The organism is Pseudooctadecabacter sp., from assembly GCF_965657175.1.
GTDB lineage: Bacteria > Pseudomonadota > Alphaproteobacteria > Rhodobacterales > Rhodobacteraceae > Octadecabacter.
On record NZ_CBFHNH010000001.1, the window covers coordinates 484329 to 498539 of the forward strand.

General features: G+C 60.3%; 15 protein-coding genes. 11 read left to right on the forward strand and 4 right to left on the reverse strand.

Annotated elements, in window-relative coordinates:
• Nucleotides 1–87: 87 nt before the first annotated feature.
• From ACTG36_RS02370 to ACTG36_RS02395, 6 genes are all read left to right on the forward strand, one after another.
• The gene (locus ACTG36_RS02370) at nt 88–1200 is read left to right on the forward strand and encodes an aminotransferase (protein ID WP_375281091.1); all 1113 of its coding nucleotides are present in this window, start codon (nt 88–90) and stop codon (nt 1198–1200) included.
• Between the two features lie 26 nt (nt 1201–1226).
• Nucleotides 1227–2015: an exodeoxyribonuclease III gene (locus ACTG36_RS02375; protein ID WP_375281090.1), complete on the forward strand. Its 789-nt coding sequence runs from the start codon at nt 1227–1229 to the stop codon at nt 2013–2015.
• A 72-nt stretch (nt 2016–2087) separates the two neighbouring features.
• Nucleotides 2088–2996: a thioredoxin gene (trxA, locus tag ACTG36_RS02380; RefSeq protein ID WP_375281089.1), complete on the forward strand. Its 909-nt coding sequence runs from the start codon at nt 2088–2090 to the stop codon at nt 2994–2996.
• 27 nt (nt 2997–3023) lie between these two features.
• Nucleotides 3024–3656 (forward strand): LON peptidase substrate-binding domain-containing protein, encoded by a 633-nt coding sequence (locus tag ACTG36_RS02385; protein WP_375281088.1) that lies wholly within the window; start codon nt 3024–3026, stop codon nt 3654–3656.
• A complete protein-coding gene (locus tag ACTG36_RS02390) occupies nt 3653–3844 on the forward strand; it encodes a Trm112 family protein (protein ID WP_375281087.1) in 192 nt (63 codons plus the stop codon). Before ACTG36_RS02385 ends, ACTG36_RS02390 begins: the two co-directional genes overlap by 4 nt.
• A gap of 55 nt (nt 3845–3899) precedes the next feature.
• Complete coding sequence (locus tag ACTG36_RS02395; RefSeq protein WP_375281086.1) at nt 3900–4232, forward strand: hypothetical protein; 333 nt, start codon at nt 3900–3902, stop codon at nt 4230–4232.
• On the opposite strand, the gene ACTG36_RS02400 is transcribed toward ACTG36_RS02395, so the two are convergent.
• The gene (locus ACTG36_RS02400) at nt 4229–5434 is read right to left on the reverse strand and encodes a UbiH/UbiF/VisC/COQ6 family ubiquinone biosynthesis hydroxylase (protein WP_375281085.1); all 1206 of its coding nucleotides are present in this window, start codon (nt 5432–5434) and stop codon (nt 4229–4231) included. The genes ACTG36_RS02395 and ACTG36_RS02400 overlap by 4 nt on opposite strands.
• Nucleotides 5435–5529: 95 nt before the next feature.
• Here ACTG36_RS02400 and ACTG36_RS02405 point away from each other — a divergent pair, with 95 nt between their 5' ends.
• From ACTG36_RS02405 to ACTG36_RS02420, 4 genes are all read left to right on the forward strand, one after another.
• Complete coding sequence (locus ACTG36_RS02405) at nt 5530–6858, forward strand: amidase (protein ID WP_439141334.1); 1329 nt, start codon at nt 5530–5532, stop codon at nt 6856–6858.
• A 111-nt stretch (nt 6859–6969) separates the two neighbouring features.
• Nucleotides 6970–8145 (forward strand): aminotransferase class I/II-fold pyridoxal phosphate-dependent enzyme, encoded by a 1176-nt coding sequence (locus ACTG36_RS02410; RefSeq protein WP_375280702.1) that lies wholly within the window; start codon nt 6970–6972, stop codon nt 8143–8145.
• A gap of 12 nt (nt 8146–8157) precedes the next feature.
• Nucleotides 8158–11205: a DNA translocase FtsK gene (locus ACTG36_RS02415; protein ID WP_439141336.1), complete on the forward strand. Its 3048-nt coding sequence runs from the start codon at nt 8158–8160 to the stop codon at nt 11203–11205.
• Between the two features lie 148 nt (nt 11206–11353).
• Nucleotides 11354–11971, forward strand: a complete 618-nt coding sequence (locus ACTG36_RS02420; RefSeq protein WP_375280696.1) for a LolA family protein — start codon at nt 11354–11356, stop codon at nt 11969–11971.
• A gap of 69 nt (nt 11972–12040) precedes the next feature.
• Here ACTG36_RS02420 and ACTG36_RS02425 read toward each other — a convergent pair whose 3' ends face one another.
• Entirely contained in the window at nt 12041–12628 is a 588-nt protein-coding gene (locus ACTG36_RS02425) for a transglycosylase SLT domain-containing protein (protein ID WP_375280695.1), read from the reverse strand.
• Nucleotides 12629–12711: 83 nt separating this feature from the next.
• Entirely contained in the window at nt 12712–13593 is an 882-nt protein-coding gene (locus tag ACTG36_RS02430) for an AEC family transporter (protein ID WP_375280694.1), read from the reverse strand.
• An 83-nt stretch (nt 13594–13676) separates the two neighbouring features.
• On the opposite strand from ACTG36_RS02430, the gene hspQ reads away from it, so the two are divergent.
• Nucleotides 13677–14003 carry a heat shock protein HspQ gene (hspQ, locus tag ACTG36_RS02435; protein WP_439141338.1) on the forward strand — a complete coding sequence of 109 codons (327 nt, stop codon included), beginning with the start codon at nt 13677–13679 and terminating at the stop codon, nt 14001–14003.
• A 10-nt stretch (nt 14004–14013) separates the two neighbouring features.
• Here the strand turns inward: hspQ and ACTG36_RS02440 are convergent, their stop codons facing one another.
• Nucleotides 14014–14208, reverse strand: a complete 195-nt coding sequence (locus tag ACTG36_RS02440; protein WP_439141340.1) for a hypothetical protein — start codon at nt 14206–14208, stop codon at nt 14014–14016.
• Nucleotides 14209–14211: the final 3 nt, after the last annotated feature.

Here is a 14211-nt window from a genome sequence, read left to right on the forward strand (position 1 = left end):
CCCGGCCTTCGGCCTCCCCCCAGGATATTTTTGAGACAAAGACAGGCTGCGCGCGGTATGGTCAGGGAGCAGGATAGGGAGCCGGTGATGAAGATTGAACCGTTTGGGGTTGAGCAGTGGATGAACGCTTGGGAGACCAAGTGCGCCTTGAATTTGGCGGAGACCTGTGTGGCGTCGTTGACCTTGGCCGAGCTGATGCAAATGGCGGGCACGACGCAGCAAATGCCGGGCGATCTGGCGCAGATGAAAATGACCTATGGAGAGATCAGAGGATCGACACGTTTGCGTGGTCTGGTTGCCGGATTGTTCCACGGGCAGCGGGCGGAAAACGTCTTGATCACCCATGGCACCATCGGGGCCAATCATATGGTCTATCAGACGCTTGTGGGTGCGGGCGACCATGTGGTCGCGATCACGCCGACCTATCAGCAGCACACAGCGATCCCGCGATCGTTAGGCGCTGAGGTGACGGAGGTTGCCTTGCAGGAGGTCGATGGCTGGCTGCCAGACTGGGACGCCGTGGCTGCGGCGATGACGCCTGCGACAAAGGTGATTGCCTTGACCAATCCCAATAACCCGACGGGTGCATTGATCGACCGCGCGGGATTGGAGCGCGTGGCCCAGATTGCGCGATCTGTGGGCGCGTGGGTTCTATGTGATGAGGTCTATCGCGGCACCGAACAGGGTGACCCGGTGCCGTCGATTGTCGAGGTCTACGACAAAGGGATTTCCACCGGATCCACGTCCAAGGCCTATTCGCTTGCGGGGCTTCGTCTGGGCTGGATCGTGGGGCCGGAGGCCCTGTTAGATGACTGCGAGGTCCACCGCGATTACACCACCATCAGTGTCGGCATGGTAGATGATTATTTTGCCGCCATGGCGTTGGGCGCGAAAGATACTGTGTTGGAAAGATCGCGTGAGATTACGCGGGGCAATTTGGCCGTGTTACGCGATTGGGTGGCGGTCCAGCCCAAGGCCTCATTCGTGGAACCAAAGGCTGGCACGACGGCCTTTGTGAAGCTGGATGTGCCGATGGTGTCCTACGATCTGTGCGTTTCCCTTTTGCGGGACACCGGTGTCATGTTCACACCCGGATCGGCGCTGGGCCGCGAAGGCTACGTCAGAATCGGGTTTGCATGTCAGCGCGATGTGCTGAAAGAAGGGCTGGCACGCGTCGGCCAGTGGTTGGACGCCGCGTAGACCCTTAGCCTTCAGGAGCCTGCCCCATGTCCTTTACCCTTGCCACTTGGAACATCAATTCGGTCCGTCTGCGCGAAGGCCTCGTGGCGCGGTTGATGTCGGACGAGGCGCCCGATGTCTTGTGCCTGCAAGAGTGCAAAAGCCCCGTCGATAAAATCCCTTTGGAGCAGTTTCAGGCGCTGGGTTACGCCCACATGGTGGCGCGCGGGCAAAAGGGCTACAACGGGGTTGCTATCCTGTCCAAAATTCCGATGGAGGAAGCAGGGGCAGAGGATTTCGCCGCGCTTGGTCATGCGCGCCACATTGCGGGGCGGCTTGAGAACGGCGTGACCGTGCATAATTTCTACGTGCCTGCGGGGGGCGACAAGCCGGACCGCACAGTGAATGACAAGTTTGGCCAAAAGCTCGATTACCTCACCGAGATGCGGGATTATTTCCGCACCAACGCGCCCGAAAAGGCGATCCTCGTGGGCGATCTGAACATTGCCCCGCGCGAAGATGACGTGTGGGATCATAAAAAACTGCTCAAGGTCGTCAGCCACACCCCGATCGAGGTGGAACATCTGGCGGACACGCAGGACGCGGGCAAATGGGTGGATGTCACGCGGCAGGATATCCCCGAAGGGCGGCTTTACAGTTGGTGGTCCTACCGCAGCCCCGATTGGGACACCGCCGACAAAGGCCGCCGGTTGGATCATGTCTGGGCCACGCCCGATATCTCAAACGCGGCCCATTCCAGCCGTGTGCTGCGGGATGTGCGCGGATGGGAACAGCCCAGCGACCACGCCCCGGTTTTCGCGACCTTTGATCTTTGACGTAAGGCCTTTGCCTTTTGGGGTGGCCTGCCCATATAGAGACAAAATTGATTGCCCCGACGGAGTTGAGCGATGATTGAGCTTGGTGGAACAGACGCCCCCGCAACCGACCTGATCAAGGACGGTGGCGATGCGACCTTTATGGAAGATGTCGTTGAGGCGTCCAAAGAGGTGCCGGTGATCGTCGATTTCTGGGCGCCGTGGTGTGGCCCGTGCAAAACGCTGGGCCCTGCATTGGAAGAGGCGGTCAAGAAACTGGGCGGTCGCGTCAGGATGGTGAAGGTCGACGTGGACCAGAACCAAGCCGTGGCAGGCCAGCTGCGGGTGCAGTCGATCCCAACGGTTTATGCGTTCTTCAACGGCCAGCCTGTTGACGGATTTCAAGGCGCTTTGCCCCCCAGTGAGGTTGAGGCCTTTGTGACCAAGATCGCTGATCTAGCCGGTGAGCCGGACAATGGGCTGGATGATGCGATGGACGCAGCCGAGGCAATGTTGGCCGAAGGCGAAGCGGCGGATGCAGCGGAAACCTTTGCCGCCATTCTGGAAGAAGACGGAAATCATGCAGGGGCCGCCGGTGGTTTGATCCGGTCCTATCTGGCGATGGATGATCTTGAGCAAGCGGAGGCTGTTTTGAACGGCGTGCCCGCCGAAATTCACGACGCAGCTGAGGTCGAGGCCGCGCGCGCCGCTGTTGATCTGGCCAAACAGGCGCAAGATGCAGGCCCCGTGGCCGAATTGCGCGCGGCCGTGGATGCGGACGAAGGCAATCATCAGGCGCGGTTCGACTACGCCGTGGCGCTCCAAGGCGCGGGGGAGACAGAGGCCGCCGTTGATCAATTGCTTGATCTGTTCCGCCGCGACCGTGAGTGGAATGACGGGGCTGCAAAGTCGCAGCTGTTCATGATTTTTGACGCGCTCAAACCGACTGATCCGGTGGTTTTGAACGGACGGCGCAAGTTGTCATCAATGATATTTGCCTGACGCCCTGCGCGGCCTAGTTCCCTTCATATGGTAAAGCCAACCAACCTACCCGACGTGATCCCGATTTTCCCGCTGCCTGGTGCCTTGCTCCTGCCGCGGGCCAGATTGCCGTTGCATTTGTTCGAACCTCGCTACTTGGCGATGTTGGATGATGCTATGAAGACCGAACATCGGATGATCGGAATGATTCAGCCCAACGGGGAGGATCGCCTGCAATCCATCGGATGCGCGGGGCGGGTGACGGCCATGTCTGAGACGGACGATGGCCGGTACATGATCACGTTGTCCGGCATGTCGCGGTTTCGACTGCGCGAAGAGGTCGAGGGCTTTACCCCCTATCGTCGCGCCAAGATCGAATGGACAGGGTTTGAGGCCGATTTGGGCGGGGAAGAAACCGACCCCGGTTTGGACCGCGCCGCGTTGATGGATCTTTTGGAACGATTTTTCGAAGAACGCGGCCTCAGCACCGATTGGGACGGCATCAAGGAGGCGGAGCCCGAGTTGCTTATCAATTCGTTGTCCATGCTTTGCCCGTTTGAGCCCGAGGAACGTCAGGCCCTTCTTGAAGCACCCTCCCTTTCAACCCGACGCGAAACCTTGATCACTCTGATCGAATATGCCCTGCACGGCGGGGATGATGAACGACGGATGATGCAATGACAGATCCGGAGAAGGCGTTCGACCCCAAGATGTTGGAAGCCTTGGTCTGTCCGCAGTGCCACGGGGTCCTCAGCTACAACGCCGAACGCAATGAGTTGGTCAGCAAGGCCGCTCACCTCGCCTACCCGATCCGCGGTGGAATTCCCGTTTTGCTGATTGATGAAGCGCGATCCACCGACAAGGACTGAACGGTTAACCTGTCAGAAACCTCGATGTTCCATAACAGGGACAGGAGGAGTTATCATGTTGCCAAATCTGTACCCCGCTGACGAACTTGCCATGATCCGCGCCCACAAGCGCAGACTGGAAGATCGTGAACGCCAATTGCGTGAGGGCTATCTGACCGGTCGGCTAAACCCCGTGGGCTATGAGGCGACGGTCGAATTGAAAACGACACGGCAACGTGTTTTGCGCAAGGATAGGCTGCCCACTGCGATTAAAGACGACCCGACCTATTGGGAGGATCGTGTCGTCACATCCGTTGTGTTGCGCAAAATCGGACTAAGCGGACCGATCCCGCAGGGGGCTGCGGACCCGGACCGATCAGGTTGGGGTCGCGGGAACCGCGGGTCCTAGCTGCGCATCAGGCGAGGCAGATCCCCGGTAAGGCCAGCGGCCTCGCGGATGAAACTGCGGCGCAGTTTCGGGGCGGCGTTCACCAGACCCATGCCTGCATCGCGCACCGCGCGTAGCAGCGGGTTATCATTTGAAAACAATCGGTTAAAAGTGTCTGTCGCAACGGCAAGGGTCGCCGTATCAAACCGGCGCCATTGTTCGTAGCGGGCCAGCACAGCGGCGCTGCCGATGTCCTCACCGCGCGCTTTGGCATCTTGCAAAACATCGATCAATGCCGCGATATCGCGCAACCCGGCGTTCAGGCCCTGACCCGCAATCGGATGGACCCCATGCGCCGCATCCCCGACCAATGCCAGCCGGTCCGCGATAAATTGATGCGCCAATGTCAGACCCAGTGGATAGCTGAACCGCTGTCCGGTCAGGGAAATCTCCCCCAGAAAATCACCAAACGCAGGGCGCAACGCATCAAGGAACGCATCGTCGTCCATGGCCATAACCTCAGCCGCGCGGGTCTGCGTTTCGGACCAGACAATGGAACACCGATTGCCGGTCAGCGGCAAAATCGCGAGCGGTCCGCCCGGCATAAAGAACTGATGTGCAATGCCGCCGTGGGGCTTTTCATGGTCAACGGCACAGACGATCGCGGTTTGCCCGTATCCCCAGCCTGTCCGCTTGATGCCTGCGCGCTCTGCCGTGCCCGACGCACGGCCATCGGCGCCGATGATCAACCCCGCCGTCAGGATCGTGCCAGAGGCGAGCACCAAACGCCCAGTGGACTGGTCCACCACGCGGTCGTCGTTGATCTGCGTGATCTGTGCGGACGCATCCATGGCGTCCAGTAGGGTGCGGCGCAGGTGGCGGTCTTCGACCATATAGCCCATGGGGCCTTCTTCAATCTCGGCGTGGTCAAAGTGCAGCATCCAAGGTGACGGTCCTTCGCCCGCGCGCCCATCGGTCACCTTGATTTCAAGCATCGGCTGGGCGGTGTCCTTGACCGCGTCCCACAACCCCAAACCGCGCAGCAGCCGCATGGATGCCAGCGCCAGCGCATAGGACCGCCCGTCAAAATCGCCCAGCTTGCGGGTCGGGGCGGGCAAGGCGTCGATCACTGTCACGTTCAGGCCGATGTGGGCCAATCCAAGGGCCAAGGCCGATCCGTTCAGCCCGCCGCCAACGATGGCAATATCTGTGTGTGTGGTCATGAGAGGCAATATGCGCCACCGCGTTTGAATGTCCATGGGTGGGATTGTTCCTGTGCTGCTTGGTCGCTACCGTTTGGTCTGAAATGGAGGACGCGATGCAGGAATGGCTTTGGGCGACAGCGGCAGATTTGGGGCGCGGAATTGCGGCGGGTGAGATTGACCCTGTGGACCTGTGTGAGGTCTATCTGGCCGCCATCGACACCCACCCCCACCTTGACCGGATTTATGCCCGCGTCACCGCCGACCGCGCACGGGATGAGGCGCGCGCCGCCAGCCTGCGCGCCGAAGCAAACCAGCGTTTGTCGCCCCTTGATGGGGTGCCTGTGTCTTGGAAGGACCTGTTCGACACCGCTGGTGTGGGGACAGAAGCCGGAACCGCCCTCATGGCGGGCCGCGTGCCCGAGGCTGATGCCGAGGTTTTACGCGTGGCCACCGGCATGGGCCTCGTGTGTTTGGGCAAAACCCATATGTCCGAAATCGCCTTCAGCGGCTTGGGTTTGAACCCGATCACGGCGACCCCGCCTTGCGTGAACGACGAAAACGCGGTGCCGGGGGGGTCGTCTTCGGGGGCGGCGGCCTCCGTGGCGTTTGGTTTGGCGGCGGCGGCTGTGGGGTCTGACACCGGCGGATCGGTGCGGATTCCGTCGGTCTGGAATGATCTGGTGGGCCTCAAGACGACCCACGGGCGGCTGTCCCTCGATGGCGTCGTGCCTTTGTGTTCGGCGTTTGATACGGTGGGCCCCCTGTGTCGCAGTGTTGAAGATGCAGCACTGATGCTGGCCGCATTGGAGGGGGGCCAGCCCGTCGATCTAGCCGGTGGGTCCCTGAAGGGCATGCGATTTGCCGCGCTGCAAACGGTCGTGCTGGACGATGTGGCGGATGCGTCGATGACGGGCTATGCGGCGGCGCTGGAAAAGCTCAGCGCAGCGGGGGCTATCATCGAAGAGGTCCACGCCCCCATGCTGCCCCGCGCGTTTGAGATGTCTCTGCCGCTGTATACCGCCGACGCCTATGCCAACTGGGCAGAGTATGTCGAAGACGCGCCAGATAAGATGTTTCCGCAAATCCTCGAACGGGTGCGCGGCGGGCGCGACGTACTGGCCCATGAATACCTGGCCGCTTGGGATGAGTTGCGTGACATCCGCGAAGCTTATGACGATTGGATCGCAGGCTACGATGCCGTGCTCTGCCCCGGCGCGGCAAATATGCCGCCCGACGCGGACCGTCTGATGACCGATGACGTCTATTACAAAGACCAAAACCTGCTGACACTGCGCAACACACGGGTGGCCAACCTGATGGGCGGCGCATCAATCGCCGTACCCACGGGGGTGCCGTCTGTGGGGCTGTTGATAAACGGGCCTGCGGGTTCTGACGCGCGAATGTTGCGGATCGCTGCCAGTGTTGAGGCCGCTTTGGCCTAAAAGCCACACAAGTGCCGGACATTGCGTCCTTTTTGTGGACAGCGACACGGCCCTCGGGCTACTTTGGACAAAAGCGGCCCGCCAATGAGGCCGCATCTTGAGGCAGTAATGATGTACCCCGAGCGGTTTTCGAACCTACCGGCCTATGCGTGGCCGCGCTTGCGCGCTTTGCTCGACGTCCATGAACCGGGCGGCGATCCGATCAACATGACCATTGGCGAACCGCAGCACGCGTTCCCTGATTTTGTGGCGGATGTGCTTGCGAAATCCGTGGGTGAATTTAACAAATACCCCGTCAACGAAGGCGCGCCCGAATTGCTGGCCGCGATTTGTGGCTGGATCACGCGGCGCTATTCCGTGGATGTGACACCTGATCGTGTCATGGCGCTCAATGGCACACGTGAGGGTCTGTACAACGCGGCTATGGCCGTCGCGCCTGAGGTGAAGAACGGCCAGAAGCCGGTCGTCCTGTTGCCCAACCCGTTTTATCAGGTCTATGCGATTGCGGCCCTGTCGGTGAACGCTGATCCGGTTCTGGTGCCTGCCACCGCCGAAACGGGGCATCTGCCCGACTATGGATCCTTGCCGGACGATGTGTTGGACCGGACCACGATCTGCTACATCTGTTCGCCTGCCAACCCGCAAGGGGCTGTCGCGGACAAAGCCTATTGGGCGGACTTGATCCGTCTGGCCGAAAAGCACGACTTCAAGATTTTCGCAGACGAATGTTATTCCGAGATTTACCGCGACACACCGCCCACCGGCGCGCTTGAGGCTGTGGTCGATACCGGTTGTGACCCTGAACGGGTTGTCGTGTTTCATTCGCTGTCCAAACGGTCGAACCTTGCAGGGTTGCGGTCGGGGTTTGTGGCCTCAGGCCCCAAGAACATTAAAGAAATGCGTCAGCTTCGGTCCTACGCCGGTGCGCCTTTGCCCATGCCATTGCAACGTGTCGCGGCTGCTGTGTGGAATGACGAAGATCACGTGATCGAAAACCGCCGGCTTTACGCTGAAAAGTTCGATGATGCGGACCGGATTTTTGAAGGCGTTAATTCTTATAGCTCCCCCGAGGCAGGGTTCTTTCTGTGGCTGCCCGTCGATGACGGAGAGGCCGCAACCCTCAAACTGTGGCGCGAGGATGGCGTGCGGGTCTTGCCCGGCGCGTACCTCAGCCGTCCCATCGACGGCATGGATCCGGGGCAGGGATATATCCGGGTGGCTTTGGTCGCCCCAAAAGAACAAACACGGCACGGTCTGACGATCATCCGCGACCGGTTGTATACGTAAGGGAACAGGCACATGGCATCTTATCAATCGCGACAGCGCGACCCCCTGTTGGACAGCACCACGCAAGCGGCCATTGAAAAACGTGGACGTGAACTGATCGGCATCGGCCTGTTCATCGCGGGCCTGATGGTGTCGTTGATGCTGTGGTCCTATGCGCCAGATGATCCCAATTTCATGTCAGCCACCGATGCCCCTGTGCAGAACTGGCTGGGCCGTCCGGGTGCGTCCTTCGCTGCCGCTTTGTTCATGATCGTGGGCTATGCGTCGTGGATGGTGCCTGTCGTGCTGATGGCCTGGGGTCTGCGGTTTACACTGCACTATGGCCAAGACCGCGCGCTGGGCCGTGTGGTCTTTGCGCCCATCGCCATTGCTGGCACTGCGATCTATGCCGCCACCCTGTCACCGGGTGCGGGTTGGGACGAAAGTTTCGGGCTGGGTGGCCATTTTGGCGATATGGTCCTGTCGATTATCCTGACGATCTTGCCCTTCGGCACGACATTCAGCGTCAAACTGATGTCCGTCCTGATGGGTCTGGGCGTGCTGGCCCTCATGGCGTTTGCGCTTGGCTTTACGATGGCCGAAATCCGCCGTCTGGGCCGGTTCTTGTTGGTTGGCGTCATCGTTGCCTATTCCGCCCTGTTGCGCGTGTTGGGCATGACGGCGTCCGCCTCTTACGCAGGTGCGCAGGCACTGGGGGCCAAGGTGCAGGAACGTCGAGACCTGTCGCGCCAAGAAAAGGCCGAGTATGAGGCCGAACTGGCCGCCGCCCGTGCCGTGCCCGCCCCGTCTCTGGCCGAAGAAACCGCCCGTGTGGCCGCAGTCGTGCGGGCCAATCCCGCGATGCCCACACGGTATGAAGATTTTGATCCTGTAGATGATTTGCCTACGGCCCCGGCTGCGTACGACCCCGCCCTCCTCGTGGCCCCCGCCCGGTCCACCGAGGCAGAGCAAAAGCCCGGATTGTTCAAGTCGCTGCTTAAGCGGTCCGACCCCATGCCTGAGCCTGAGCTGGTCGAACAGCCCACCGCCGCCGATGTGCCTGCCGCCGACACGGACCGGATTTCGGCGCGCATTGCCAACGCCGTCCGGCAACGCAGTGGTCAGGTGCCTGAGGTTCAGATCGCCACCAAGCCCGGCGTTAACCCTGCCGTGACGGCCGCCATCGCCAGCCGCATGCAGCCCGCGCGGGTTGAACCGCCCGTGGCCTCCGGCCCGCGGCCGCTGGTTCTGAACACCCAACAACGTGAGGCTTTGGCGCAAGCTGATGCGCCGGTTGCGGAAGCCCCCATGATGGAAGCCCCCATGGCGGACGTCGTCGATGATTTCGACGTGGCAGAGGTGGCCGTGCCAGCAGCACCGATCAAAACCCCCGCTGCAGCCTTTACGCCCGCGCCCGTGCCGCAGCCCGCGCCCGTGCCGCAGCCCGCCCCCATTCCCGTGGCAGCGCCCAAATCCGTGGTGCAGCACCCGCCGCGCAAGGCGATCCAGCCCTCGACCCAAGCCAAGGCCGAGGCCCAGCCTGCCTTGAAATTCGAAGACAACCGTCCGGCCTATGAAATGCCGCCCCTCGGCCTTCTTGCCTCGCCTGAAGAAGTGACGCGCCATGTGCTGTCCGATGAGGCGTTGGAAGAAAACGCACGCATGTTAGAAAACGTGCTGGATGACTATGGCGTCAAAGGCGAAATCGTCAGCGTCCGCCCTGGCCCCGTTGTCACCATGTACGAACTTGAACCGGCCCCCGGTTTGAAGGCCAGCCGCGTGATCGGCCTGTCTGACGACATCGCTCGGTCCATGTCCGCGCTCAGCGCCCGTGTGTCCACCGTGCCTGGCCGCAGTGTGATTGGCATCGAACTGCCCAATGAGAACCGCGAAATGGTGGTGCTGCGCGAAATGCTGTCGGCCCGCGATTTTGGCGACAGCAATATGAAGCTGCCACTGGCTTTGGGCAAGGATATCGGCGGTGAGCCGATCATCGCGAACCTTGCGAAAATGCCCCACCTGTTGATCGCAGGTACGACCGGTTCAGGTAAATCCGTGGCCATCAACACGATGATCCTGTCGCTGCTCTATAAGCTCACACCGGACGAATGCCGCTTGATCATGATCGACCCGAAGATGCTGGACCTCAGCGTGTACGACGGCATCCCGCACCTTCTGTCGCCCGTCGTGACGGACCCGAAAAAGGCCGTGGTCGCCTTGAAATGGGTCGTGGGTGAGATGGAAGAACGTTACCGCAAGATGTCCAAAATGGGCGTGCGCAACATCGACGGCTACAATGGCCGCGTGGCGGATGCTTTGGCCAAGGGGGAAATGTTCTCCCGCACTGTGCAGACCGGTTTTGATGATGACACCGGTGAACCGGTGTTTGAGACCGAAGAACTGACACCGGAAAAAATGCCCTACATCGTCGTCATCGTCGATGAGATGGCCGACCTGATGATGGTCGCCGGCAAAGAGATTGAGGCCTGCATCCAGCGTCTGGCACAGATGGCCCGTGCGTCGGGCATTCACCTGATCATGGCCACCCAACGTCCGTCGGTGGATGTGATCACCGGCACGATCAAGGCCAACTTCCCCACGCGGATTTCCTTCCAAGTCACGTCGAAAATCGACAGCCGCACGATCTTGGGCGAAATGGGCGCCGAACAACTGCTGGGCATGGGTGACATGCTGTATATGGCAGGCGGCTCCAAGATCACGCGCGTTCACGGCCCCTTCTGTTCTGATGAAGAGGTCGAGGAAATCGTGACGTACCTCAAGGCATACGGGCCGCCCGAATACTTCAGCGGCGTCGTCGAAGGCCCTGCGGATGAAAAGGCAGACAGCATTGACGCGGTACTGGGTCTGGGTGGCAACACCGACGGCGAAGACGCGCTTTATGATACGGCTGTGGCCATCGTCGCCAAGGATCGCAAATGTTCGACCAGCTACATCCAGCGCAAACTGGCGATTGGCTACAACAAAGCCGCCCGTCTGGTCGAACAGATGGAAGACGAAGGCGTCGTCAGCCCCGCCAACCACGTGGGCAAACGCGAAATTCTGATCCCTGAGGCGCAGTAATTTCTGGGCGTGGCCCCCTCGGCCGCGCCCGAAGACTGTGGTGTTAGTGGATATCAGGCGGCGTGATATCGCTTAACCGGCGCGGTCCCCCCATGTTTGTTTGCATCAACAGGTGCAAACCCCGCACCGTCGCACTAGGTAAATTGTCATGAATAAGATCACTCGCCGACTTTGCGTTCTTGCCGTCCCCCTCGCGCTTGCGGGGCTGGCGGCGTCTCCGTCACAGGCCCAGCAGCTGTCGCTGGCGCAGGTGTCCAACTACCTCAATTCCTTCACCACTGCGGAAAGCGAATTCACCCAGATCAACGCGGATGGCACGATTTCGACCGGCACGGTCTATATCAAGCGCCCCAGTCGTGTGCGGTTTGAATACAACCCGCCCGAGGAATCGCTGGTCGTCGCGGGCGGTGGACAGGTCGCGATCTTCGATCCGCGCTCAGACGGTGGGGCGGACCGCTACCCCCTGAGCCAGACACCGCTGAAGATCATTCTGGAACGCAACGTGGATTTGACCCGCACCGACATGGTCACCCGCCATGTGAGCGACGGAACGACCACGACAATCACCGCGCAAGACCCCGACCGGCCCGAACTGGGCAACATCCAGATGGTCTATACCGCCAGTCCGGTTGAACTGCGCCAGTGGATCGTCACCGACGACACCGGTCAGCAGACGACTGTGATCTTGGGGGATTTGGAAAAGGACGGCTCGGTGCCCGATATCCTGTTCAACATCCAACGTGAGATGCGGAACTGGGGCCAGTAGGACCCACGCCGCCCGTCAGATAGGGAAAAGCGCGCCTAAGCTGAGGCGCGCTTTTTTGATTTGGTCGGTTTAGCGGAACCGGCTGCAGCTGCGCAGCTGCGCGTCATACATCACGGCACGGTCGCGGACTTCGCCAGCGATCCGCACCAGCCACGGCTTGCTGCGATACGTGCCGCGCCGCCAACCTGTCCGCCCGTCGTGATACGCGAGGTACTGGTTGTAGGTATCATTCAGCGGAATGCCGTTTTCCTGCACGGTCAGCGACATATACCAGCCCATGAAATCGGTCGCATCGCGAATGTCGGTGCGGTCAGACCCGCGCCCACCGATTTGGTCGATATATTCTTCCCACGTGCCGTCCAACGCTTGGCTATACCCAAGGGCCGAGGATTGACGCCCTGTGGGGATCACACCCAGCGCATAGACGTGCGGGGGGCGGTTGTCGGAAATGAATTTACTTTCCTGATAAATCATCGCCATCAGAACATGGGGTTCAACGCCCCATTTGCGTTCTGCTGCCTTCAGCGCGCGCACGTAATGTGGTCGTTCGGTGACGATGGAACAGGCGTTGTCTAGATTGCGCGGCGCTGAACCGTCCCGGGTGCCGCAGCTCCCCAGAATTAGAACCAGCAGTCCCGCGAGATAGAGTTTGCTCATCTGCCTCTCGCTTATGTTTTGTCTTTTTATTGCTCGAAGAATAGCGGGTTCTGGCCGATCTGGGAACCGCTATTGCGGGCCCGTCAGATCATAAATGCCAGAATGAGCGGTAAAGTGATCACCGACATGACCGTCGACACGACAACAAGGCCCGCCACGCTGTCCGCATCGGCCCCGTACTTTTCCGCCAACAGGTAGGATGTGACGGCCACAGGTGTCGCCACCTGCACGATCAGCACCGCCAGCGCCGTCCGGTCCAGCCCAAACCAAAGCCCCGCCACCAACGCGCAGCCGACGCAAAGCGCCACTTTCAGCGCGGACAATAGTGCGGGCAGAGCAAAATTCGACGGCTGCAACCGCGCCACGGCGACGCCCAAGGTGATCAACATCATCGGGATCGCCATTTGCCCCACCAAATCCAAGGCGTTGGTCAAAAATGTGGGCGTCTGCCAGCCCTGCCATAAAAACAAAGCGCCCAACAACGTAGCCGCGACGACCGGTTCCTTGATGACTTTCACCAGTGATCCGCCGCCGGACACCAGCCAGATGCCAAATGTGAAACTCAAGATCGCCATGACCGCAAACACCACAACAGCGTAGTCCAGCCCGACCTCCCCAAAGGCAAACAGCGCCAGCGGCAAGCCCAGATTGCCCGTGTTGCCAAAGATCAGCGGGGCCAGAAACGTGCGCCGGTCCAGCCGTCCGGCCCACACCAAAGCCCACATCGCCACAGTCACCAGCGCATAGGCCACAAAGCTGGCCGCGGACAGGGCCGCAAGTGCCGTTGCGTCAACTTCTGTGCGCATGAGGGCCACAAAAATCAGGCAAGGCACCGACAGCGTCATCGCGAATCTGGTCACGAATTCAACGCGATATTCATAGCCCAGCTTGACCCAAACAAAGCCGACCGCCGCCAACAGGAACACGGGTGCGGTGATTTCAAGTACTGTGAAAAGCAGTTGCACAGTTTGTTTCCTTAATTTTTATCCACTTCGCATGGACTCATGCGGGTCGCTTTGTCTAGTAACGCCCAAGGGGCTAAGAAACCATGTTGAAGACACGCGCGAAATATCATCTGGGCCAAGTGGTCAAACATCGCAAACATCCCTTCCGTGGGGTGGTGTTTGATGTGGACGCCATTTTTGCCAATACCGAAGACTGGTATGAGGCCATCCCGGAAGAGGCGCGTCCCGCCAAGGACCAGCCGTTCTACCACCTTCTGGCCGAAAACGATCAGTCCTATTACGTGGCTTACGTGTCTGAACAGAACCTCGTGGCGGACTATTCCGGCCAGCCCGTCGATCACCCCGATCTGGATGATCTGTTTGGCCCATTCGAAGACGGCCAGTACCCGCTGCATTTTCAGCTGAACTAGGACAGTTTAGTCAGGGCTTTTTCGACCAGAAAAAGATCATCCCGCCAAAGCTGAAAATCGAGGCGTTGATCGCGGCCTGCAACGTCGCATCCGGCACACCGTTCAGCGCATCATTGACTGCCACACCTGTCAAAAGTCCGCCCGCCAGCATGCAAGCAAGGCCACCGGTGCGCGCCAGCCGTTTTGCCAAGGCGTGCCAGTGCATCCG

Coding starts and splice junctions, on each gene's coding strand:
- ACTG36_RS02370 (WP_375281091.1), top strand. CDS start 88: ATGAAGATTGAACCGTTTGGGGTTGAGCAGTGGATGAACGCTTGGGAG.
- ACTG36_RS02375 (WP_375281090.1), top strand. CDS start 1,227: ATGTCCTTTACCCTTGCCACTTGGAACATCAATTCGGTCCGTCTGCGC.
- trxA (WP_375281089.1), top strand. CDS start 2,088: ATGATTGAGCTTGGTGGAACAGACGCCCCCGCAACCGACCTGATCAAG.
- ACTG36_RS02385 (WP_375281088.1), top strand. CDS start 3,024: ATGGTAAAGCCAACCAACCTACCCGACGTGATCCCGATTTTCCCGCTG.
- ACTG36_RS02390 (WP_375281087.1), top strand. CDS start 3,653: ATGACAGATCCGGAGAAGGCGTTCGACCCCAAGATGTTGGAAGCCTTG.
- ACTG36_RS02395 (WP_375281086.1), top strand. CDS start 3,900: ATGTTGCCAAATCTGTACCCCGCTGACGAACTTGCCATGATCCGCGCC.
- ACTG36_RS02400 (WP_375281085.1), bottom strand. CDS start 5,434: ATGACCACACACACAGATATTGCCATCGTTGGCGGCGGGCTGAACGGA.
- ACTG36_RS02405 (WP_439141334.1), top strand. CDS start 5,530: ATGCAGGAATGGCTTTGGGCGACAGCGGCAGATTTGGGGCGCGGAATT.
- ACTG36_RS02410 (WP_375280702.1), top strand. CDS start 6,970: ATGTACCCCGAGCGGTTTTCGAACCTACCGGCCTATGCGTGGCCGCGC.
- ACTG36_RS02415 (WP_439141336.1), top strand. CDS start 8,158: ATGGCATCTTATCAATCGCGACAGCGCGACCCCCTGTTGGACAGCACC.
- ACTG36_RS02420 (WP_375280696.1), top strand. CDS start 11,354: ATGAATAAGATCACTCGCCGACTTTGCGTTCTTGCCGTCCCCCTCGCG.
- ACTG36_RS02425 (WP_375280695.1), bottom strand. CDS start 12,628: ATGAGCAAACTCTATCTCGCGGGACTGCTGGTTCTAATTCTGGGGAGC.
- hspQ (WP_439141338.1), top strand. CDS start 13,677: ATGTTGAAGACACGCGCGAAATATCATCTGGGCCAAGTGGTCAAACAT.
- ACTG36_RS02440 (WP_439141340.1), bottom strand. CDS start 14,208: ATGCACTGGCACGCCTTGGCAAAACGGCTGGCGCGCACCGGTGGCCTT.